The sequence below is a fragment of the Nakamurella panacisegetis genome, assembly GCF_900104535.1.
GTDB lineage: Bacteria > Actinomycetota > Actinomycetes > Mycobacteriales > Nakamurellaceae > Nakamurella > Nakamurella panacisegetis.
The window spans coordinates 984,841-1,005,973 of record NZ_LT629710.1; the positions used below are offsets into that span (position 1 = coordinate 984,841).

15 protein-coding genes and 1 tRNA gene are annotated in these 21,133 nt (G+C 70.0%); 7 read left to right on the plus strand and 9 right to left on the minus strand.

The genetic code is table 11. The features are described 5' to 3' along the window. The first annotated feature begins 459 nt into the window (after positions 1-459). Positions 460-2,895: a beta-glucosidase family protein gene (locus tag BLS97_RS04275; protein WP_090474742.1), complete on the plus strand. Its 2,436-nt coding sequence runs from the start codon at positions 460-462 to the stop codon at positions 2,893-2,895. Between the two features lie 28 nt (positions 2,896-2,923). Next, positions 2,924-3,577 carry a TetR/AcrR family transcriptional regulator gene (locus BLS97_RS04280; protein WP_157695172.1) on the plus strand — a complete coding sequence of 218 codons (654 nt, stop codon included), beginning with the start codon at positions 2,924-2,926 and terminating at the stop codon, positions 3,575-3,577. Between the two features lie 105 nt (positions 3,578-3,682). Here the strand turns inward: BLS97_RS04280 and BLS97_RS04285 are convergent, their stop codons facing one another. Both BLS97_RS04285 and BLS97_RS04290 read right to left on the minus strand, forming a co-directional pair. Continuing rightward, positions 3,683-4,099, minus strand: a complete 417-nt coding sequence (locus tag BLS97_RS04285) for an HNH endonuclease signature motif containing protein (RefSeq protein ID WP_090474744.1) — start codon at positions 4,097-4,099, stop codon at positions 3,683-3,685. 72 nt (positions 4,100-4,171) lie between these two features. After that, positions 4,172-5,584, minus strand: a complete 1,413-nt coding sequence (locus BLS97_RS04290) for a DUF222 domain-containing protein (RefSeq protein ID WP_090474745.1) — start codon at positions 5,582-5,584, stop codon at positions 4,172-4,174. Between the two features lie 162 nt (positions 5,585-5,746). Here BLS97_RS04290 and BLS97_RS04295 point away from each other — a divergent pair, with 162 nt between their 5' ends. Both BLS97_RS04295 and BLS97_RS04300 read left to right on the plus strand, forming a co-directional pair. Next, positions 5,747-6,700 carry an ATP-binding cassette domain-containing protein gene (locus BLS97_RS04295; RefSeq protein ID WP_090474746.1) on the plus strand — a complete coding sequence of 318 codons (954 nt, stop codon included), beginning with the start codon at positions 5,747-5,749 and terminating at the stop codon, positions 6,698-6,700. After that, on the plus strand, positions 6,697-7,536 hold the full coding sequence (locus BLS97_RS04300) for an ABC transporter permease (RefSeq protein WP_090474747.1): 840 nt from the start codon (positions 6,697-6,699) through the stop codon (positions 7,534-7,536). Before BLS97_RS04295 ends, BLS97_RS04300 begins: the two co-directional genes overlap by 4 nt. 11 nt (positions 7,537-7,547) lie before the next feature. On the opposite strand, the gene BLS97_RS04305 is transcribed toward BLS97_RS04300, so the two are convergent. From BLS97_RS04305 to BLS97_RS04315, 3 genes are all read right to left on the minus strand, one after another. Continuing rightward, positions 7,548-8,945: a serine hydrolase domain-containing protein gene (locus BLS97_RS04305; RefSeq protein ID WP_197676401.1), complete on the minus strand. Its 1,398-nt coding sequence runs from the start codon at positions 8,943-8,945 to the stop codon at positions 7,548-7,550. 77 nt (positions 8,946-9,022) lie between these two features. Then, positions 9,023-11,062: an ATP-binding protein gene (locus BLS97_RS04310; RefSeq protein WP_157695173.1), complete on the minus strand. Its 2,040-nt coding sequence runs from the start codon at positions 11,060-11,062 to the stop codon at positions 9,023-9,025. Continuing rightward, complete coding sequence (locus tag BLS97_RS04315; RefSeq protein WP_090474750.1) at positions 10,993-12,285, minus strand: AfsR/SARP family transcriptional regulator; 1,293 nt, start codon at positions 12,283-12,285, stop codon at positions 10,993-10,995. Before BLS97_RS04315 ends, BLS97_RS04310 begins: the two co-directional genes overlap by 70 nt. Positions 12,286-12,400: 115 nt before the next feature. On the opposite strand from BLS97_RS04315, the gene BLS97_RS04320 reads away from it, so the two are divergent. Then, positions 12,401-12,473: transfer RNA gene (locus tag BLS97_RS04320), tRNA-Thr, on the plus strand. A 43-nt stretch (positions 12,474-12,516) separates the two neighbouring features. Here the strand turns inward: BLS97_RS04320 and BLS97_RS04325 are convergent. The 4 genes from BLS97_RS04325 to efeU form a co-directional block, all read right to left on the minus strand. Then, positions 12,517-13,056: a helix-turn-helix domain-containing protein gene (locus BLS97_RS04325; RefSeq protein WP_157695174.1), complete on the minus strand. Its 540-nt coding sequence runs from the start codon at positions 13,054-13,056 to the stop codon at positions 12,517-12,519. Between the two features lie 331 nt (positions 13,057-13,387). Continuing rightward, positions 13,388-14,830 carry an iron uptake transporter deferrochelatase/peroxidase subunit gene (gene efeB / locus BLS97_RS04330; RefSeq protein WP_231988348.1) on the minus strand — a complete coding sequence of 481 codons (1,443 nt, stop codon included), beginning with the start codon at positions 14,828-14,830 and terminating at the stop codon, positions 13,388-13,390. Positions 14,831-14,855: 25 nt separating this feature from the next. Further along, positions 14,856-16,172 (minus strand): iron uptake system protein EfeO, encoded by a 1,317-nt coding sequence (gene efeO / locus BLS97_RS04335; protein ID WP_090474752.1) that lies wholly within the window; start codon positions 16,170-16,172, stop codon positions 14,856-14,858. A gap of 87 nt (positions 16,173-16,259) precedes the next feature. Next, complete coding sequence (gene efeU, locus BLS97_RS04340) at positions 16,260-17,909, minus strand: iron uptake transporter permease EfeU (RefSeq protein ID WP_090474753.1); 1,650 nt, start codon at positions 17,907-17,909, stop codon at positions 16,260-16,262. A gap of 291 nt (positions 17,910-18,200) precedes the next feature. Between efeU and BLS97_RS04345 the strand changes: the two genes are divergently transcribed. Both BLS97_RS04345 and BLS97_RS04350 read left to right on the plus strand, forming a co-directional pair. Beyond that, positions 18,201-18,773, plus strand: a complete 573-nt coding sequence (locus BLS97_RS04345; RefSeq protein WP_090474754.1) for a peptide deformylase — start codon at positions 18,201-18,203, stop codon at positions 18,771-18,773. Between the two features lie 35 nt (positions 18,774-18,808). Further along, positions 18,809-21,124, plus strand: a complete 2,316-nt coding sequence (locus tag BLS97_RS04350) for a bifunctional alpha,alpha-trehalose-phosphate synthase (UDP-forming)/trehalose-phosphatase (RefSeq protein WP_407938041.1) — start codon at positions 18,809-18,811, stop codon at positions 21,122-21,124. The last annotated feature ends 9 nt before the right edge of the window (positions 21,125-21,133 follow it).

The following is a 21,133-nucleotide window of genomic DNA, read 5'->3' on the forward strand; positions in this document are numbered from 1 at the left end:
CCGGTCCGTTTGAGTCTGGGTGGTGGGCCCGCCCGGCGCAAGCGGACGGGCAGATCGGACGCTCGTCGTACCTCAGTCGGGCCGTAACGGGCACAACCGGGCAAGACGGAAGCTCAGAGCAGGGCGCCAGGCCCGCCTTGCCCGCCAGCCGGCCGCCACGTCGACCATGCCGCCCGCCCCGTCCAGCCAGCCGCCCGCCCCGTCCAGCCGGCCGCCCGCCCCCGTCCGCCATGCCGCCCGCCCCGCCCCAGACGCCGTCGCGAAACTCGGGCACCACAGGCATCGCATGTAACGAACACATAACTAACCTAGCGATCAGTTTATTAGTCGGACACAATGCATCCACTCCCCAGCGGCACCCACGCTGCGTCGTTCACCCGACGCCACGTTCGGGTCCGCTCCGGGGATCGTCCCGCCCGGCCGGCCGGGAGCCGCGCCCCACACCGAGAAGGCCCGCCCATGACCGCGACCACCCCATCCGTCGCCGACGACCTGGATTCGCTCATCGCCACCCTGTCCCTGGAGCGCAAGGTCGAACTGCTGACCGGGCACACCACTTTCACCATGACACCCGAGCCGTCGATCGGTCTCGGCGAGATCGCTCTGTCCGACGGCCCGACCGGGGTCCGCGGCCTGAAATTCACCGGCGGCCGCCAGGTGTCGCTGTTCCCCAACGCCACGCTCCTGGCCTCCGCCTGGAGCGAGGAGACGGCTGAGCTGGTCGGTGGCCTGCTCGCCGAAGAGGCGATGACCCAGCACATCCACGTCGTCCTCGGGCCGACCATCAACCTGCACCGGTCCCTGCTGGGCGGCCGTCTGTTCGAGGCCTATTCCGAGGACCCGCTGCTGACCGGCAAGATCGCCGCCGCCTACGTCCGCGGGTTGCAGCGCCGCGGCATCGGCGCGTGTCTCAAGCACCTGGTGGCCAACGAGTCCGAGACCCTGCGCAACTCGATGAACAGCCGGCTCGACGAGACCACCCTTCGCGAGCTGTACCTGCTCCCGTTCGAGATCGCCGTCACCGAGTCCCAACCGTGGTCGATCATGGCCGCCTACAACGACGTCAACGGCGTGGCCGCCACCGAGCAGGATCACGTCCAGAACGGGATCGTCAAGGGCGAATGGAAGTTCGACGGGCTGATCATGTCCGACTGGTTCGCCACCAAGACCGCCGGTCCGGCCGCGAACGGCGGTCTCGATCTGGTGATGCCCGGCCCGGATGGCCCGTGGGGTGCCGTCCTGGCCGCCGCGGTGCGGGCCGGCGAGGTCGCGGAATCGGTGATCGACGATCACCTACGACGCATCCTGGTGCTGGCCCGGCGGGTCGGCGCCCTGGGTGAGCCCCGTGACTTCCCGGCGCACCTACCCACCCCGGACAGCCCGATCCGACGCGCACAGCTGACCCGACTGGCCGCCGACGGCATGACGGTGCTCACCAACAACGGAGTGCTCCCGTTGGCCGACACCACGTCCGTGGCCCTGATCGGCCGTCACGCTGTCGAGACGATCGACATGGGCGGCGGCAGCGCCCAGGTCAACCCGCCCTACCAGGTCAGCGCGGCCCAGGGACTGCGCGAGCTGCTCGGCGATCGGGTCACGGTGACCGACGGTGTGGAGGTCCGCCACCGCCCGGTGGCGGCCCGGCCCGGGTTCGTCGTCAACCCCCTCACCGGTGAGCCGGGGGCGCACGTCACCCTGACCGACGAGAACGGCGGCACGCTGATCGAGTACGACCGCCCGACGATCATGGTCGGGCTCGACGATGATCTCCCGCGCCCGGCTGCCCGGGCCGAGTTCCGCGCCAAGATCACCGCCGACGGGCCGGTGGAGATCGGCGTCATGGGGATCGCCCGCTGGGAAGTGACGGCCGGCGGCGAGCACTTCTCGGTGACCGTGAAGGCCACCTCCACCGACCCGGGCGAAGCGGTGCTGCGTCCCCCGGCCCACACCATCACCATGCAGGCGGCCGGCGAGCTGGAGATCGTCGCCGTCGCCGACCTGCGGCCCGAACCGGGCGGCGGGGCCGGCCACGAACTGCTGTCCTTCGGGTTGCTGAGCCTCATCGCCCGGCCGGCCCCGTTGCCCCTCGACACCGCCCTGGCGACGGCCGTGGAGGCGGCACGGCAGGCCGACCTGGCGGTGGTGGTGGTCGGGCTGACCGAGGAGCAGGAGACCGAGTCGGTCGACAAGACCACGCTGGCGCTGCCCGGCGACCAGGACGCGCTGGTCTCCGCGGTGGCGGCCGCGGCCCGGCGGACGGTGGTCGTCGTCAACGCGGCCACCCCGGTGCTGATGCCGTGGCTGGACCAGGTCGATGCGGTGCTCTGGGCCGGGTTGCCGGGGCAGGAGGGTGGCCATGCCATCGCCGCCGCCCTGACTGGCCTGATCGAACCGGCCGGCCGGTTGGTCACCACCTTCCCGACCGCCGACGCCGCCACCCCGGCCTGGAACGTGACACCGGTCGAGGGCACCGTCGCCTACACCGAGGGCACCTTCATCGGGTACCGCGGCCACGCCGCCGGACATGCTCCGGCTCCGCTGTTCTGGTTGGGCCACGGGCTCGGCTACAGCACCTGGGAGTACAGCGACGTCACGCTGACCGCCACGACGCCGCCGACACTGCGGGCCACGGTGACCAATACGGGCGGTCGGGACAGCCGCGAGGTGGTCCAGGTCTACTTCCAGCCGGAGGAGGCCGACCAACCGGTGCGGCTGGTCGGGTGGACGGCGGTGCTGGTGACCGCCGGCGCTCGGGCCACCGTCGAGATCACGGCCGACGCCCGAATGTGGCGACGATGGGACTCGACGGCCGATCGATGGAGCACGCTGTCGGGCCGCGGAAGGTTGCTTCTCGCAAGGGGTCTGGGCGACATCAGAGCCACGATCGAGTTGTGACCGGAGTGGGTGAACTAGGGTGCCGAACATGACGACCCCCGTACCCGCGCGCCGCGGGCCCGGCCGCCCACGCGGCGGCGACGGGGATCGCACCCGGTCGAACTTGCTGGACGCCGCGGTGGAGCAGTTCGCCGCGGCCGGGTTCCGCGGGACGTCACTCGGCAAGATCGCGGAGCGGGCCGGTCTGAGCCAGGCCGGTCTGCTCCACCATTTCCCGTCGAAGCTTCATCTGCTGGCCGAGGTGCTGCGTCGACGCGACGAGATGGACGGCAAGGACCTGGCCCTGCGCGGGCCCGGCAAGTCCGGTTGGGACCGGTTCGAGCTGCTGGTCGAACTGGTGCGGGTGAACGCCGAGCGGCCGGGCCTGGTGCAGCTCTACACCACCATGGCCGGGGAGGCGATCGAACCCGACCACCCCGCTCGCGCCTGGTTGCAGGACCACCTCATGGCCACGACGGCGACACTGACCGAAGCCCTGCACGAAGGACAGGCAGCCGGCACGGTGCGGGCCGATGCGCCGGTGGATCGCATCGTCCAGATGACCATCGCCGTGCTCGACGGCCTGCAGATCCAGTGGCTGGCGTTGCCCCCGGGCGAGGACGGCCGCCCGGCCATCGACATGGTGGCCGACGTCCGGGAATGGGTCGACACCCTGCGCGGCCGTTGGGAGATCCCCGCCTGAGCGGGGCGGGTCGATCTCGGCCGACCCGGCACCACGCCGATCGGGGCCTCGCTGTACAGGGTCACGCTGTGCACGATCACGCTGTGCACGATCACGTTGTACAGGTCACGCAATAGTCGCTCCCCCACCCCGACCCGGCCACGGGAACTCCGGAGGTCGGTGCAGGGTGTTGCGGAGCGGTCGTCGCTGCGGGTCGACGGATCCGGGCGGTTTCACCCTGGCTGTCCCGTCGGTGTCGAGGAGGACTTCCCAGTCACCTTGGTGGACCAGGCTGTGGTGGCGGCGGCAGAGGAGGCAGCCGTTGCCGTAGTCCGACGGGCCTCCGTCCGCCCAGTGCCGGATGTGGTGGCGCTCGGCCCACTGACCCGGGATGTCGCACCCCGGGAAGACGCAACCGCGATCCCGAAGCAGCAGGGCCGCTCCGGTCGCCGCGTTGAAGGCCCGCATCGATCGGCCCATCTCCAGCAGTTCGGTCTTGCCGCGCATCACGGCGGGGAGGACGCGGCTGTCGCAGGCCAACATCCTGACCTGCTCGATGGGAAGTTGTTCGCCGTACCCGAGAGTGCCCGCACCGGTCCGGCTCCGCAGCGATTCCTAGTCGACGACGACGAGCAGCTGCGGCCGTTGGCCGCCTTGGGTCGGGGCCGTCCCGGATTCCAGGAACTGGCGGATCATCAGCCCGAGGGCCTGGGCTCGCCGACATCCGGCCGTACGCCGGTCCGGCGGAACGTTCGGATCCTCGCATTGGCCGCCCGGCGGCTCCTCCGGGAACAGGCGCGGAGTCAGCGGGGGGTAGTCGCCGGGCAGCGTGCCCAGCGGCGCCCACTCGTAGGGCGGGCGGCTGGGGCGCCAGATCGGCGCGTCGCTCGGAGCGGCCCCTGACGATTCGGGCGCGCCCCCGGCCGCGCCCAAAACTGGCCTGGCTGAATCCCAGACGTCCTGCCCTCCAACCGATTTGGGCGGATCAGGCGGGGCACCAGACTTTCGTCGGTCCGGCAACGGGGCCGGCGCCCCGACGTTCAACGTCGCAGCGTCCGGCGGCCGAGCAGACGGTGGCCGATCCAGCGGGCCCCGCTCCTGGGCGACGTCGATCCGGTTCGGGATCGGCTCGGCCGACCCACCGTCCGCCGGTCCAGCATCGGCCAGCCCACCGTCCGCCGGTCCAGCATCGGCCGGCGTCGTGGCAGCCGGTTCAGCATCGGTCGCGCCGTCGACATCGGGCTGGGCGTATCGACTCCGCTGTGCGGCCGGCGCGCCCACCGCGCCGAAGGCAGTCCTCAGTGCCTCCACGGTGAGGTCGTCAAGGAGGCCCCAGACCTTCGTCAGACCGCTGGGTCGACGCGGCCCGATGTGGAACTCCTGACGTTCGTGCGCGTCCTTCTCGTCATCCGTGCCGTCCGGGTTGGCGGCCAGCTGGACTCGACGGGCCACCCCGTCGAACGTCTTGGGATCCAGCAGTTCGGCCTGTTCCACGAGGAACTCCCCGACCGAGTCGAGCAATTCCGGATCGGTCCCGGTCGGCATCGCCTTGAAGGTGTGCACGATGATGTCCGCGCACCGCGCCCCCACCGCTCCCGTCCCGACCGCCGCCGCCAGGTGGCCCAGAGCCGGCAGCACCTCTCCCCCAGAAAAGCCGGTGGCTGGGCACACCTTCGCAGCCAGCCGGACTCGCGCCGCCGCGTCCCCCCGGCCGATGTTCAGGACCTGCCGCAGCAACGACGCCGTGGATGTCTGGCCCGTCGGCGCGGCCAGGCCGCGCTGCTCGACCTGACCCACCAAGGCCACTGACAATCCGTACAGCCGGCGCGTCTGCCGCTCGACCCCGCGCAGCAGATCGAGCACCCCGCCGGTACCCGGCAGTGACAGATCGGCGGCGGCCAGGAGATCGATCGCCGCCGCCACGGCGGTCAGCGCCGCACCCGCTCCAGCCGGGTCGAAATACCCGTCCCCGGACCGCTCGGTCGTCCCACCAGTGCGCTGACCAGCGCCGATCTCGTCCATCCCCATGCGAACAAGTGTACGACCCAGCACCGACAGTCCCCGGCCGAGCGCGCGCACGCCGACGACCGGGCAACGCTGTCAGCGGCGTGTGCGAGTGGTGTCAGCGGGTCGGGTTTGCATAGTGCGGACGGAACCAACCCACAGAATCCCAGAACCACAGGAGACGATATGACCTACGTGATCGAGGCCGAGGGCCTCAGAAAACGATTCGGCACCACCCAGGCCCTGGACGGCGTCGACCTGGCGGCCCGGGCCGGGACCGTGCTGGGTGTGCTCGGGCCCAACGGGGCCGGCAAGACGACCGCGGTCCGTATCTTGGCCACGCTGCTCCGCGCCGACTCCGGCCGGGTCACCGTCGCCGGGTACGACGTGATCAAGGACGCGCACAAAGTGCGTCAGACCATCGGCCTGACCGGCCAGTACGCCTCGGTCGACGAGGACCTGACCGGCACCCAGAACCTGATCCTGATCGGCCAGCTGCTGAACCTGACGACCCGCGACGCGAAGGCTCGCGCGGCCGAACTGCTCGAGTGGTTCGATCTGTCCGATGCCGCCTCCCGCCCGGCGAAGACCTTCTCCGGTGGCATGCGCCGGCGTCTCGACCTGGCCGCCAGCCTGGTCGGCCGACCGAGCGTGATCTTCCTGGACGAGCCGACCACCGGCCTCGACCCGGCCAAGCGCGAGGACATGTGGGACGTCGTCCGTCGTCTCGTGGCCGACGGCGCCACCGTGCTGCTCACCACCCAGTACCTGGAGGAGGCCGACGCACTGGCCGACGAGATCAGCGTCATCGATCACGGGCGGGTCATCGCCCACGACACCCCGGACGGGCTCAAGCGCGTCATCGGCGGGCAGCGGATCGAGGTCCGGCCCACCGATCCGGCACAGCTGGACGAGGTCAACCGCATCCTGGCCCGCATCGGGGGCGCCACCCCGGTCGTGTCCGGGCGCAATCGGCTGTCCGTCCCGGTCCCGGGCGAGGAATCGTTGCCGGTCGCCGTTTCCGCACTGGCGGCCGCCGGAATTGCCCTGACCGAGCTGTCCCTCCACCTGCCCAGCCTGGACGAGGTCTTCATGACCCTGACCGGCAAGACCACATCCGATGAGGAGACCGCAGCGTGACCACCACCCAGTCCAACCCTTCGGTACTCGAAACCACCTACCAGACAACGCTTTCCGGCGCCGACGGTACATCCGGGGCAAATTTCTTCCGGCATGTGCGGGCGCTGGCCAAGCGCAGCCTGATCAAGACCCTGCGCACCCCGGAGGCGTTGATCGACGTCACCGTCCAACCGATCGTCTTCCTGGCCCTGTTCACCTACATCTTCGGCGGCGCCATTGCCGGCGGATCGACCGGCAACTACCTGCAGTACCTGTTGCCCGGGCTGCTGGCCCAGTCGATCGCCATGGCCGGTGTGGCCATCGGGCAGAACCTGAACGCCGACATCGAGAAGGGCGTGTTCGACCGGTTCCGCTCATTGCCGATCGCCCGCTCGGTACCGCTGGTCGGTGCGGTGGCGGCCGATTTCGTCCGCTACCTGATCCTGTGCGTGATCACTCTGGGCTTCGGCTACATCATGGGGTTCCGGATCGAAACCGGCCTGCTCGCCACATTGGCCGCGATCGCATTGGCCATCGGCTTCGCCCTCTGTTTCTGCTGGGTGTCGGTCTGGATCGGCATGATCGCCCGGACCGCCGGGTCGGTGCAGGGCATCATGTTCCTCCTCGTCCTGCCGTTGAGCTTCGGGTCCAACACCTATGTCAATCCCGCCACCATGCCCGGATGGCTTCAGGCGTTCGTCAAGGTCAACCCGCTCTCGCACTTGGTGTCGACCGTCCGCGGCCTGCTGACCGGGGGGCCGGTGACCAAGGACCTGCTCTGGACCTTGGGCTGGATGGGCGTCCTGCTGGCCGTGTTCGTCCCATTGGCCCTGCGCGGCTACCGGCGGCGCGCCTGACCGAGCCGGCCCTACGGCCGCGAGATACGCTCCGGCAGAACGTAATCCACCAGGGGCACCAGGGTCGAACCGCTGCCGCCACGGAACGAACGGACGGTCCCGTCGTCACCGAAGGTGAACCGGTAGTGCTCGCCGAACGACCCGTAGCCGGGCCCGGCGATCACCTTCAACGTGTGTTCGTCGACGATCTCCAATTCGGCCACCGCAGCGGTGGGATCGACTGCGGCCGGGGCGATCTCGTACAGTCGCCCGCCCAGCAGGGCGATGTCGATCACGCCCCACAGCGACGCGTACCGGCCGGCGAACCGGGACGGGTCGATGCCCGGCTCCGGACGCGGCTTCGCCCCGGCCCGGTCGATGATCTTGACCCCGGCGTGGGCGAGTGCCTGCGCCGGGCCGTCGATGCAATTGGTCAGTACCGACACCGCCAGCCCGGCGCCCGGATCGACCACGGACGACGTGATGTGGCCCGGGTAGCCGCCGCCGTGCCCGATCATTTCCCGGTCGCCCACCTTCGACACGGCCAGACCGAGTCCGTACCGGCCCTCGTCCTCCTGGCCGACGGACCAGGCCACGTGCTGCATCTGCCGTCGCGAGGCATCGGTCAGCAGGCGGTCGTCGCCGCGGAAGTGAGCCGAGAAGTAGGTGACGAGATCGCTGGCGGTGGAGTAGAAACCGGTCGCCGCCGCCATGGCCTTGGTGTCCACGTGATCGATCGGCCGACGCTGCTGGGAGTACTGCATCGAGGAGTAGCCGGTCGCGTACCGGTCGGCCCGGGCGGGGTCGTACTCCGGTCCGACCGAGGCCAGGCCCAGGCGGTCGACGATTTCGGAGGTCACGACGTCTGCATAGCTTCGCCCGGTCACCGCCTCGATGATCAGACCCAGCAACGAGTACGCGATGTTGGAGTACTTGAATCGCTCGTTCGCGTCGATGACGGTCGCCGACGGTTCGGCCAGTACGTCGAGCAGTTCGGCCGCGTCCGGAAAGGCCCGGTCGAGCTGCCAGAAGTCGCCGTCGCGGCCGTCGCGGGTCAGACCCGAGGAATGGCCGAGCAGCTCCCGCACGGTCAATGCGGCGGCCGGCCCGCCCGCGACGGCGGGAACCAACGACCCGGCGGTGTCGTCCAGCCGCAGTCGGCCCGCCTCCAGCAACTGGAAGACGGCGGTGGCGGTGAACGTTTTGGAGTGCGAGGCGATCCGGAACAGATGGTCCGTGGTCAGCGCGGTGTCGGTTTCGACGTCGGCCCGCCCGAACGCGACCGACAGCTCCACCGCCCCCCGCGCGTACACGGCGGCCTGGACGCCGGGGATCCGGCTGAGCTTCTGCTGGAACTCCAGATACGACGCGTAGTAGGCCAGCGCTTCGGCGAGCGAGTCCGGATCAGGTAGCGGGTGCGAGTCGGTCACGGTGACGATCATGGCCGACGCTGCAACGTCCCGCACCCCCGACCCCGACTACGGCCGTCGGACACGCCGGGAAGGGACTAGACGAAGGGTGTCGGATCCATGACGGCCAGGCAGGCCTCGATCGGCAGCACCTTGCCCTGCGCGTAGGCCGGTTCGAATTCGGCGAAGCCGGAGGCATCGATCTTCTCGATCACCCAGGCGACCGCTGGATCGGCGAAATCGTCCCCTCCGCGGAGCCGGGCCGCCGCCCCCACGATGGTCGCGGCTTCCCAGTGGTGCCCGCGGACCGCGGCCAGGCCGGCGACCGAGATACCCACCAACGCCACGATCGGCATGTCCTGAATTTCGCGCACCACCGGGTACACCTCCACCAGATCGGCTGCCGCCTGGTCGACGTCACCGGTGCGCAAGGCGATCCCGGCTGTGCTGGACAGGGTCAGTGCCGCCAGGTGGCTGCGCATCCAATGCGAGGGTTCGCGGGCCCGCACCTGCTGCCGCAGGGCCGCCGCTCTCGCCCGAGCACCGGCGATGTCCCCCTCGCGTTCGTGCAGCACGGCGTCGACTCCGTCGAGGATCAACTCTCGCACCGCCATGTGCGGGCCGCAGTCGCCACCATCGCGAGCCATGGCCAGGCTGCGGCGAGCAGCATCGAGATCTCCGATCCGCGAGTACAACCCGGACAGCCGCATGTGGGCCATCAGGTTGTCCTCCTGCCCACCGAGGGCGGTGAAGTAGCCGATGGCACGCTGGTAGTCCTCGATCGCACCCTGGGTGTCACCGTCGATGGTGCGGATCCAGCCCCGCGCATCCAATGCCGTGGCCAACCCCCACCGATCGCCGATCTCGTCGAAGTCGGCCAGGGCGAGTTCGACCTCGCGGCGCATCGAGTCGACGTCGCCCACGTTCTCCGCGAAGGCGGCCCGCATCGTCCGCACCGTGGCCCTGATCCACGGTGCCGGCGAGTCGATCAGGGCGTCCGTCCACGCGGCGGCCCGCTTGTGATCGCCGCTGAAGAAGAAGAGCAACGGGGCCGCCAGCTCCAGCGCGTCGAACGGGGACGGCGACGTCATGGCCTCCAGTTCGTCGCCGATGGCCCGCATCTCGCGCTGCCGCTCGCTGCCCTCGGTCGGGCCTTCGCCGCGCCCGGTCGACAATTCCGACCGCACCCGGGACGCCTTCATCAGTGGGGCCCACCGATGCTCGGCTCCTCCGGGCAGACCGAGCAGGAACTCCATCCAGGCCACGACCTCGCTGTCCCGGCCGGTCGCACTCCAGTGCCAGATCTGGGCCAGCGCCATCTCGACGGCGCGCTCCAGATCCCCGGATTCCCCGAGGAAGCGCAGTGCCGCGGCCATGTTGTCCTGCTCGTCGGTGATCACGGCCATGGCCCGCAGTTGGTCGCGCGATCGCAGCGCGGGCTCCAACCGGACCGCCAGATCGGCGAAGTACCGGCCGTGCGCCGTCCGGGCGGCCACCACTTCGCGTCGCTCGGCCAGCCGCTCGACGCCGTACTCCCGGATCGTCTCCAACATCCGGTACCGCAGCGTCGCCGACGGCACCACCTGCAGCAGGGACTTGTCCACCAGCGTCAGTAGCAGGTCGGGGATCTCCTCCGCCGAGAGCCGGTCGTCGGCACAGACAGCCACTGCGGTCTGATCGGTGACACCGGCCGGAAACACCGACAATCGCTCGGCCAGAAGGCGTTCGGCCGGGCTGAGCAGGTCCCACGACCATTCCACGACGGCCCGCAGCGTGCGGTGCCGAGGCATCGCGGCCCGATTGCCCCCGGTCAACAGCCTGAACCGGTCACCCAGCCGAGCGGCGATCTCGGCCACCGGCAACACCCGCAAGCGGGCCGCCGCCAGTTCGATGGCCAGGGGCAGACCGTCCAGCCGGCGGACGATCTCGACCACGGCCCGCACGTTCGACTCGTCGACCTTCCACCCGGCGCTGACCGCCTCCCCCCGTTCGATCAGCAACCGCACGGCGGGGTAGTCGGGCGCTCGATCGGCGGTCACGTCGGCCGGCGGCAGGCCGAGCGGCGGGATCACGCACAGCGATTCACCGACGATGCCCGCGGCTCCCGGCTGGTGGCCAGGATCTTCACCTTCGGGCACCGGGCCAGCACCTCGTCGACCCACGTGGCCAGCGCGGCGATCAGGTGCTCACAGTTGTCGACGACCAGCAGCGTGTCCGCGTCCCGCAATGTCTCGAACAACCGGTCGGCCGCGTCCCGGGGGCTGCCGTCGCCCCGTCGGTCCAGCAGCTTCACTTCCTTGAGGCCCAGCGCGCCGAGCACCGCCTGGGGGATGTTGACCTCATCGGTGACCGGCGCCAGTTCGATCATCCAGACGCCGTCGTGACACCGGTCCACCCAGGCCGAGGCGACCTGCGCCGACAACCGGGTCTTGCCGGCGCCACCGGGACCGATGATGGTGGTCAGCCGGCCGTGGTCCAGCAGGTCACCGAGTCGTTCCAGCTCGGCTTCCCGGCCGATGAAGCTGGTCAGCGCGGTCGGTATGTTGGTCGCCCGTCGAGTCGGCGGCGGATCCCCGGCCCGTTCGGTATCGGTTGCGACCGTTGCTGTCTGGCCTCGCAACAGGGCCAGGTGTTGCGCCTGCAGGCGAGGATCGGGGTCGACCCCGAGTTCGTCGGCCAGGCGTTCGCGCAGCCGCTCGTAGGCGGCCAGGGCATCGGCCGTCCGTCCGGCGGCGGCCAGCGCCGTCATCAGGCGGCCGGTGAACGCCTCCGGCGAGGAGTCTCCGGCGGCCAGCTCCTCCAGCGGCGCGACCACGTCGGCCGCGCGACCGAGTGCGATGTGGGCGTCGAAGAGATCACCGGCGGCCTGGATGCGCTGCTCCCCGAGCCGGGCGATGACCGCGCCGGCGTACTCCGCATCGTCGGCGTCGGTCAGGGGGTTGCCCTGCCACAATTCCAGCGCCGACTCCAGCGTGGTCAGGGCAGCCTCCGGCCGGCCGGCCCGCAGTTCCCGGCGCCCGTCCGCGGCCAGGTCGGTGAACCGATAGCCGTCGACGTCGTTCCGCTCGACGGCGAGGCGATAACCGCCGGGGCGAGCGACGACAAGGCTGGGGTCGCCCAGTGCCCGACGGAGCCGGGACACCAACGACTGCAAGGCATTCGTCGCGCCATCGGGGAGTTCCTCGTGATCCGGCCAGACCGCGTCGAGCAGCTCGCCGACCGATACCGTGCGTCCCGCGTCGGCAGCCAGGCGCACGAGCAGCCGCCGCACCCGGGACCCGGCGATCTCCACCGGTCGGCCGGCCACGGCCACCCGTAGAGGGCCGAGGATCCCGATCTGGATCCGACCTGGCTGCTGCACCAGTTCACTGTGCCAGAAGACGGTCGACGCTCACCCTCGTGTGCGCCGCTCGCGGCCGACGACGGCCGGCGGATGCCCTAAACTCAGCGGCGAGTTCGCGTACCACTGCGAGCACGCCGCCGTGGCGCAATTGGTAGCGCACCGCACTTGTAATGCGGGGGTTAGGGGTTCAAGTCCCCTCGGCGGCTCAGGTGATTCACCGCGCCGGGACCAACTGGCGGCCGGGACCGCTCAGACCGAGGCGTTCTCGCGGGCGATCTCTTGGCCGGCATGGTCGAAGCGTCCGGCGACCGTCATCAGGATGGCCCGGCACTCCGGGGCCGTGACGCCCATCAGCGACGAGAGTGCGGCGACGGCACCGGCATCCAAGGTCATCACCCCGCCGGCCGCCGGCCGGACACCCTGCTGCAGTTCGACCCAGCGCCGGACCGGGCCGAGGCGGGGATCCCCGTTGTCCCGGATCTCCTCGATGTCGATGGTGATCGGGGTCGTGCCGTCGGCGTCCTGGCGGTACCCGATACCGCGTTCGGCGTTGGCCACCAGATTGCCGATGTTCTCGCCGAGGGCCTTGGCGATCACCCAGAGCACATCCACCCGCAAGGACCGATGGCCGGTTTCGTAGTTGGCCAGCGCCGCCTTGGAGATCAGGCCGCCGGTACGTTCGGCCACCTGGGCCTGGGTCAGTTTCTGCCGACGCCGAGAGTCACGGAGCAAACGACAGACGGCGGCCGCGAACATCTCCTTGGACCACGAATCTACGGCCTGGCTCATGTGGTGTCTCCGATGGTTGTCGCTCACCGGTACCGGGCCACACCGGCCCGTCACGGCCGGCGCGTACGCCTCGACACAGGACCCGTTCCAGCGGCGGCGGATCGCAGTGCCGGTGAGAATGACCCGATCAGTGGTCGCCATGGGCGGCGACAACTCATCTAATCACACGAGAGCACCCAGCACTACCCTTTCGGAGCAGTGTATTGTGTTTGCACAGCTACGTTCCGTAGCAGATGGGGGCGTTGCCAGCGGATTTCCTCCTGAATTCTCCCCGTACGGCGTAGTCAACTCGAGAGAGTGAACTTCATCCGGAGCAGCGGCCGCCCGGCCTTCAGATGGCCCTGAAGAGCGACTTCGCGTACCAGTCACCGGCTGCCGTCACGCCCGGCGGGCAGGCCCAGATGCCGCCGCCGACGTGGGCTATGTACTCGTTGAGCAGGTCCGATGCCCCCAGCCGGGACTGCAGGACCTTGAACTGGGTGTGTGGGTTCCGCTGATAGGAGATGAAGAAGAGACCGGCCGCGAGCTTTCCCGTCTCCGGGTCCTGCCCGTCGGTGTAGTTGTAGCCCCGACGCAGGATCCGTACGCCGCCGTTCGCTTCGGGCGACGCCAAACGGACGTGCGACCGCACATCGATCACCGGCGTGCCGTCGGCGGCCTTCTTGTCGAAGTCGATCGGGGTGAACTCGGTGCCGCCGCTGAGGGGATCACCGTTGACCTTCGTCCGTCCGAAGATCTTCTCCTGGTCGTCCAGGTCGTCCGTGTCCCACGACTCGATCTCCATCCGGATCTTTCGGGCCACCAGGTACGAGCCGCCCTTCATCCAAGCCTGGTCGGTCTCGTCCCCGACCCAGACGTGCTCCGACGTGGCCGGTACGTCGTCGGCGTGGATGTTGTTCGTGCCGTCCTTGAAGCCCATCAGGTTGCGCGGCGTGGTCTGGCCGGCGCCCGTCGCCGAGGCACGGCCGAAACCCAGTTGGGACCACCTCAGGACGGCGGTGCCGCGGGCCGCCCTGACCATGTTGCGGACCGCGTGGAACACCACCTGCGGATCGTCGGCACAGGCCTGGATGCAGAGGTCGCCGCCGGTCAGCGCCGGTTGCAGGACGGCGTCACCCGGAATGGTGCCGAGGGGCTCCAGTGCGGCCGGCATCTGGCCGGCCAATCCGAACCGGTCGTCGAACAGGCTGGCCCCGAGTCCGACCGTGATGGTCAGCGAATAGGGACCGGAATCCAGCGCCTCGCCGGTGTCCAGCGGGGGCGCCGCCGGGTCGTCGGGCGATGAACTCACGGACTTTCCCGCGGTGAACCGCGCGGCCAGGGCGGCCCATCGGCCGAGAAGGAACTGCAGGTCCTTCGGATCGGTGCTGGTGACGTCGAGCGAGGCGAACATCATTCGCTCCTGCTGCGCCGTGGTGATCCCGGCCTGTTTCACGCCGTAGAAGGGGACGATCAGCGCCGACCGGTCCGTGCTGGTCGCCCCGCCCGGCTTCGCCGCGCCCGTGCCTTCGGCGGCGGACGACGCAGTGGCGGACGACGCAGCGCCGGACGACGTGGCGTCGCGGTCGTTGGACGCCTTGATCGCGTAACCGCCGACCCCACCGGCGGCCAGCGCGGCGGCGGCGGTCGCGGCGGCCGTGCCGAAGAATCGCCGTCGGCTCGGACCGGGTCGCTCACCCCCGCCGACGCTGGATTCGCCGGGGGTGGCGGAGCCGGGAACGCCGGACGTCTCGGACGCATCGTCCCGGCCGCCGGTGGGCATGTTGTCGTTCATCGCGATATCCCGCTCGCCGGCTTCGTCACCGGGTGATCTTGGCCGAGACGGCGGCCAACGGCTCCTGGACGGCCAGCAGAGCGTTGGTCAGCTTGGTCTTGTCGGCGGCGGTCAGATCCTCGTACGGCGTCCACCCGCCGAGCGCCTTCGGGTCGCGGTAGGTGTCGAGGACCTTGGTGAGCGCCGTGAACTTGGCCGAGATGGCCGGCACGACCGTCGGGTCGATCTTGTTCAGCGCGGGCTGCAACGTGGCGAACGCCTGCAGCGAACCCTCGACGTTGGCCTCGAAGTCGAGCAGGTCGATACGGGAGTAGGCCTCCTCCTCCCCGGTGATCTTCGACTTCAACACCTCGTCCATCAGGCCGGACGCGCCGTTGGCGATCTCGAACGGCTGGTAGCCCTTGCCGTTCTTGGCGGTCGTGTCCGCGGCCAGCTGACCGGCCTTGGCCTGCAGATCCTTGACGTTGGCGAGCAGACCGGCGGCCAGAGTCTCCAGACCCTTGGTCGACTTGGCCTGGAACAGCCCCTTCTCGATCGGGTGGAAGCCGGTCCACGGGGTGCCGGCCTCGACGTCACCGATCCGCAGATCGATCGCGGAGTCCAGGTCCGGGAAGGATTCGGCGACCGGTTCGATCCGCTCGTAGAACGGGCGGGCCTTGGCGTAGGCGGCCTGCGCGGCCTTGAGGTTCCCGACCTTGATCGCGGCCAGGAGGTCCTGCACCGGCGGGATCAGGAACTCGATCTGGTCGTCGACGTAGGTCGCGTAGTCGATGGTCGCCTGGTGCAACAACGCGGCGGTGTCGCCGGTGTCGGCCGCGGCGGCCTTTCCGGTCACGGTGAACGGGACCTTCTCGGTCGCGCCGCCCGGGCAGTAGATCTGGTAAGAGCCGCCGTCGACCCGAACCGTGAAGGTGGAGTCGAAGCCCGGGGTCAGGTTCTCCCGTTCCCCGACGATGCGTTGGTCGGAGATCAGCTCGAGTTCGGTGACGCCGGTGGCGTCGACATTCTTGACGGTGAAGGTGACCACGCCGGCCGGGACGGTGTCCGGCGTCGCGGTACAACCCTTGGCGTCGGTGATGCTGATGCTGACCTTGGACGTCCCGCCGGCCGACGCACTGCTCGCGACCGCAGAGGTCCCGGCGGCACCGGAGGAGACCGCCGCGGAGGTCGATGCCCCGCCGGACGCGGTCGGCCCGGAGGCGGTGGCACCGGCCGAGGCGGCCGTCGTCGATCCCGCTGGGGCGCCGGACGAGCTCGACCCGCAGGCAGAGAGCAGGAGCGCGGTGGCGGTCAGCAAACCGGCGGCCGTGGCCGCGCGGTGATCGCGTCGCAGGGTGAACATAGGTGATCTCCTCGGGTGGGCTTTTTCGGGGTCGGAACAGCCGGGCCGGGCCGGGTCGGCACGGTCTCGGTCAGGTGATGGGAGGGTTCAGGTGCTCTCGGGGGAACCGGCCGAAACCGGCGACAACGTCTCGTGACGGCCCGCCGTCGGCGACAACGGGGCAGCGGTCGGCTTGCGGCGCAACAGGTGTGGAGCCGCGAATCCACCGAGAACGATCGCGAACACGACCAGCAGACCGGGCATCACCTCACCCAGGACCTGGTGGTCGGCCTGCCGACCGGTGAAGCGGCCAACCGCAAGGACCTGCTGGGAGACCGAATCGGCGGCGGTCGTGATGGTCGTCGTCGCGATGGTGCCGACCGGGAAGGTCGCGCCGGAGGCACTGGTCACCGTGAGCGTGCGCACCCGGGTGGCTTCGACCTCGAGCACGACGCCGCTGGTCGGATCGATCGTCACGGTCGGCGTGGTCGTGTCGGTGTACGCCGCCCGCACGGTGCCGTTCGAGCTGCCGTTGGTCGACAGCCCGATCGGCATCCGCCCGTCACCGAGGGCCGCCACCTGCTTCAGCGTCAAGCTCTCCGGGAGCGCGGTCCCGGCGCTCCCGGTGGTGATCGGCGCCCCGGTGTACCGGGCGGCCGACACCCCGCCGACCGTGCTGTGACCGGAGATCTGCAGGGCCGACGTCCCGGCCAACGCGCCGGTCAGCCCGGCCGTGCTGTTCGACCCCGAGACGGTGGCGGTCAGCTGACCCGTGGTGGTGCCGCCGGACGCGGCTCCGGTGGCCGGATCGGTGCCGGCGGTGGTCAGGTTCACGGTCAGCGCGGCCGGCGCCGTGGACGGCGCCGACGGGGCCAGCAGGATCAACCCGGCGGCGACGACCAGTGCGGGGGCGGCCACCCCGGCGAGCAGTCGGCCCAGCGCCCGTCCGGTCAGCGCCCGTCCGGCCGGCCACAACACGACGGCCAGCATGGGCACCACGTAGAGCAGGTAGGCCAGGACCTCGATGACCGGCATCGAGGAACGGATTCCGAGCACGCCGGTGAGGAGCGACTCCTGGATCGTGCCGGGCCGGGCGATCAGGGACAGCGACACCGCGTGCTGCTGCCCGACCGTGAGCCATCCCGCCTCGTAGGCGGCCCGGAACGTACTGACCACCAGGCCGGCGGCGACCAGGACCAGGACCGCGCCGGTGATCCGGAAGAATCTGGACAGGTTCAGACGGACGCCGCCGCGGTAGATCAAGTAGCCCAGGCCCACCGCGACGACGATTCCGACCACCGCTCCGCTGGCCGCCTGGACCGGCGAAACCGCCGACTGGAACGCGGCCAGCAGGAAGACGGCCGTCTCGAACCCTTCGCGGAACACGGCCAGGAAGGCCATCACCACCAGCGCCGTCGCGCTGCCGCTGGCCAGGGCGCCGCCGGCCGCCCGGTGCAGGTCGGCCTTGAGGCTCCGGGAATGGGCCCGCATCCACAGGACCATGTAGGACACCATGACGACCGCGATCGCGGCGACCACGCACTCCAACATCTCCTGCTGACGCTGGGGCAGCGAGGAGTTGACGCTCTGCAGGACGATCCCGACGGCCAGACACAGCAGCACGGCGACGATGACACCGGCCCACATCTTCTTCAGCGCGTCCGTGCGACCACTCTGCTTCAGGAACGCGGCGATGATGCCCACGATGAGCGCTGCCTCGAGGCCCTCGCGCAGGCCGATCACGAGCGTCGCCAGCATGCGGGCCTCCGGGATGAGAACGGTCGGTCCGGGGGTGTGACCCCCAAGGGGGCCATCGAACCGTTTGGTAAGGCTGACCTATCTATGGGGACGCTACACCCAACCGCGATCCGGGAGAAGTCGGCCTCCTGTGCCCCGGATCACGCTCAGGGCGGTGAACTGCACACATTGCGCCGCCCCGAACGGAGGTCGGGACGTATGATCCACCGGGCTGGGTTTGGTGAGCCTTGCCGTCAGCGGCGGGGAGGTCGGCGCCGCGGACGATGCGACGGGCCCCGTTAACATTGCGTCGTGACCATCCATCCCATCGTCATCTGCGGCGAACCCGTTCTGCACCGCCCGACCACCCCGGTCACGGTGTTCGATGCGGAACTGGCGGCATTCATCGACGATCTCTTCGAGACGAACACAGCGGCCAACGGGGCCGGCCTGGCCGCCAACCAGATCGGCGACGATCGACGGGTCTTCATCTACGACTGCCCCGACGACGAGGGTGTCCGGCACAAGGGCTACGTCGTCAATCCGGTCCTTCAGACCTCGGCCATCCCCGAGACGATGCCCGACCCGGACGACGACTACGAGGGCTGCCTCTCGGTTCCGGGCGAGAACTTCCCCACCGGACGGGCCCAATGGGCCAAGGTGACCGGGGTCGACAAGGACAATCAGCCGGTCGAGGTGGAGGGAACGGGCTTCTTCGCCCGCTGCCTGCAGCACGAGACGGACCACCTGGACGGGTACCTCTACCTAGACCGTCTGGTCGGACGGAACGCACGCGCCGCCCGGAAGATGGTCAAGGCCAACGGTTGGGGCGTCCCCGGGCGTTCCTGGCTGCCCGGGCGCGACGCCGATCCGTTCGGGCACTGAGCGGCCGGTCCGCGTCGTCACTGCACGGGCCCGTCCTGGACCGCCGTAAGGTGAGGTATGTGCCGGTAACCGATGTCCCGCCTTCGCCACATCCGCAGACGAACGACTCGACCACGCCGCGCCAGGCCTCGATGGTGGTGCTGGCCAACCGCCTCCCGTTCGATCTGGAGCCGCAGCCCGACGGAACCACCAAGGCCCGGCAGGCTCCCGGCGGCCTGGTCACCGCGTTGCAGCCCATCCTCTCCCGGCGCGAAGGCGCCTGGGTCGGCTGGCCCGGGACGCCCGACACCGAACTCGAGGCGACCACCACCGACGGCCTCACCCTCGAGCCGATCTCGCTGACCTCGGACGAGGTGGACCAGTACTACGAGGGCTTCTCCAACGCCACCCTGTGGCCGTTGTACCACGACGCCGTCGCGCCGTCGGAGTTCCATCGCCCCTGGTGGGAGGCGTACCGCAGGGTCAACGACCGGTTCGCCCGCCGCGCGGCCGAAGTGGCGGCCCCCGGAGCGACGGTGTGGATCCACGACTACCAGCTGCAACTCGTGCCGCAGATGCTGCGGGCGCTGCGTCCGGACGTGCGCATCGGCTTCTTCCTGCACATCCCGTTTCCGCCGGCCGAACTGTTCAACCGGTTGCCGTGGCGTCGGCAGATCGTCGCCGGACTGCTCGGCGCGGACCTGATCGGATTCCAGCTGCCCGGCGGTACCCGCAACTTCGTCCGGCTGGCCAAGTCACTGCTTGACGTGCCGACCAGCGGGGGGCGGCTCAACTACGACGGCCGCACCATCAAGGTCGGCGCCTTCCCCATCTCCATCGATTCGGCCGCCCAATCGGCGCTGGCCGCCACCCCCGAGGTGCACGACGCGGCCCGCAAGCTCCGGGCCGATCTGGGCAACCCGAGCAAGATCATCCTGGGCGTCGACCGGCTCGACTACACCAAGGGCATCGACGTCCGACTGCGTGCCTTCCGCGAGTTGCTGGCCGAGAAGGATCCGTCGGTGGACGACGCGGTGATGGTGCAGATCGCCACGCCCAGCCGTGAGCGCCTGGAGTCCTACATCCGGATGCGCGAGGGCATCGAGCGCCAGGTCGGTTCACTGAACGGCGATTTCGGCAAGATCGGTCGCCCCGCCGTGCACTACCTGCACCAGTCCCTGCCCCGTGAGGAACTGGCCGCGTTCTACGTCGCGGCCGACGTGATGACGGTGACGCCGCTGCGTGACGGCATGAACCTGGTGGCCAAGGAGTACGTGGCCTGCCGGGTGGACGGCGGCGGGACCCTGCTCCTGAGCGAGTTCACCGGTGCGGCCCGGGAGTTGCGGGCGGCCCTCCAGGTGAACCCGTACGACACGGACGGGGTCAAGGACGGCCTGCGCGCCGCCCTGAACATGACCACGGTGGCCGCCCGGCGGCAGATGCGTTCGCTGCGGCGTCAGGTGCTGACCCACGACGTGGATCGGTGGGCCGAGTCCTTCCTGTCGGCCCTCGAGGGCACCCGGGACCACGTGACCGAGGCCCGCAACCGTCTCCCGGCCGATGTGGTGGCGGCCCTGATGGAGATCTCCGAGACCGAGCGGCTCCTGATCGGGACGGACTTCGACGGCACCCTGGCCCCGATCGTCGACGACCCGGCAACGGCGCGGGCTCTCCCGGAGGCGGTTGAGGCCCTTCGGTCGCTGACCACCATCCCCGGCACGGTGGTCGCCGTCGTATCCGGGCGGGCCCTGGCCGATCTGCGGATCCTGCTGGGCGAGACGGAGAACATGCACCTGATCGGCAGCCACGGGGCCGAGGTGTCGACCATGACCATCGACGGCTCCCAGCACCCCGAGCACACGGGCCGCAGCGAACTCTCCAGCACCGCATCCACCCGTCTGGCCTCGTTGCGACGGGCGTTGCAGAGCATCACCAGCCAGTACCCCGGGGTGGCCCTGGAGCCGAAGCCGACGGGTATCGCCGTGCATCTGCGCGGCGCCGACGCCGAGGACGCGAAGGCGGTCACGACAGCGATCGAGGAGGACCCGGCGACCTGGCCCGGCGTTCACCTGCTGCGCGGCAAGATGGTGCTGGAGCTGACCGTGGTGGCGACCGACAAGGGTCGCGCCCTCCAGCAGGTGGCCCGCGACAACCATTGCACCGGAATCATCTTCATCGGCGACGACATCACCGACGAGAACGCGTTCCTCTCCCTCGGCCGCGAGGACGTTGGAGTGAAGGTCGGCGCCGGTACGACCGCGGCCGACGTCCGGATCGCCGACCCGTCCCGGGTCGCCGACCTGCTGCGTGTCCTGGAGGCCAGCCGCCGGCGGGCCCGGGGACGGATCAGCACCCAGGCGTCGGGCGTCTGACGCCAGGCC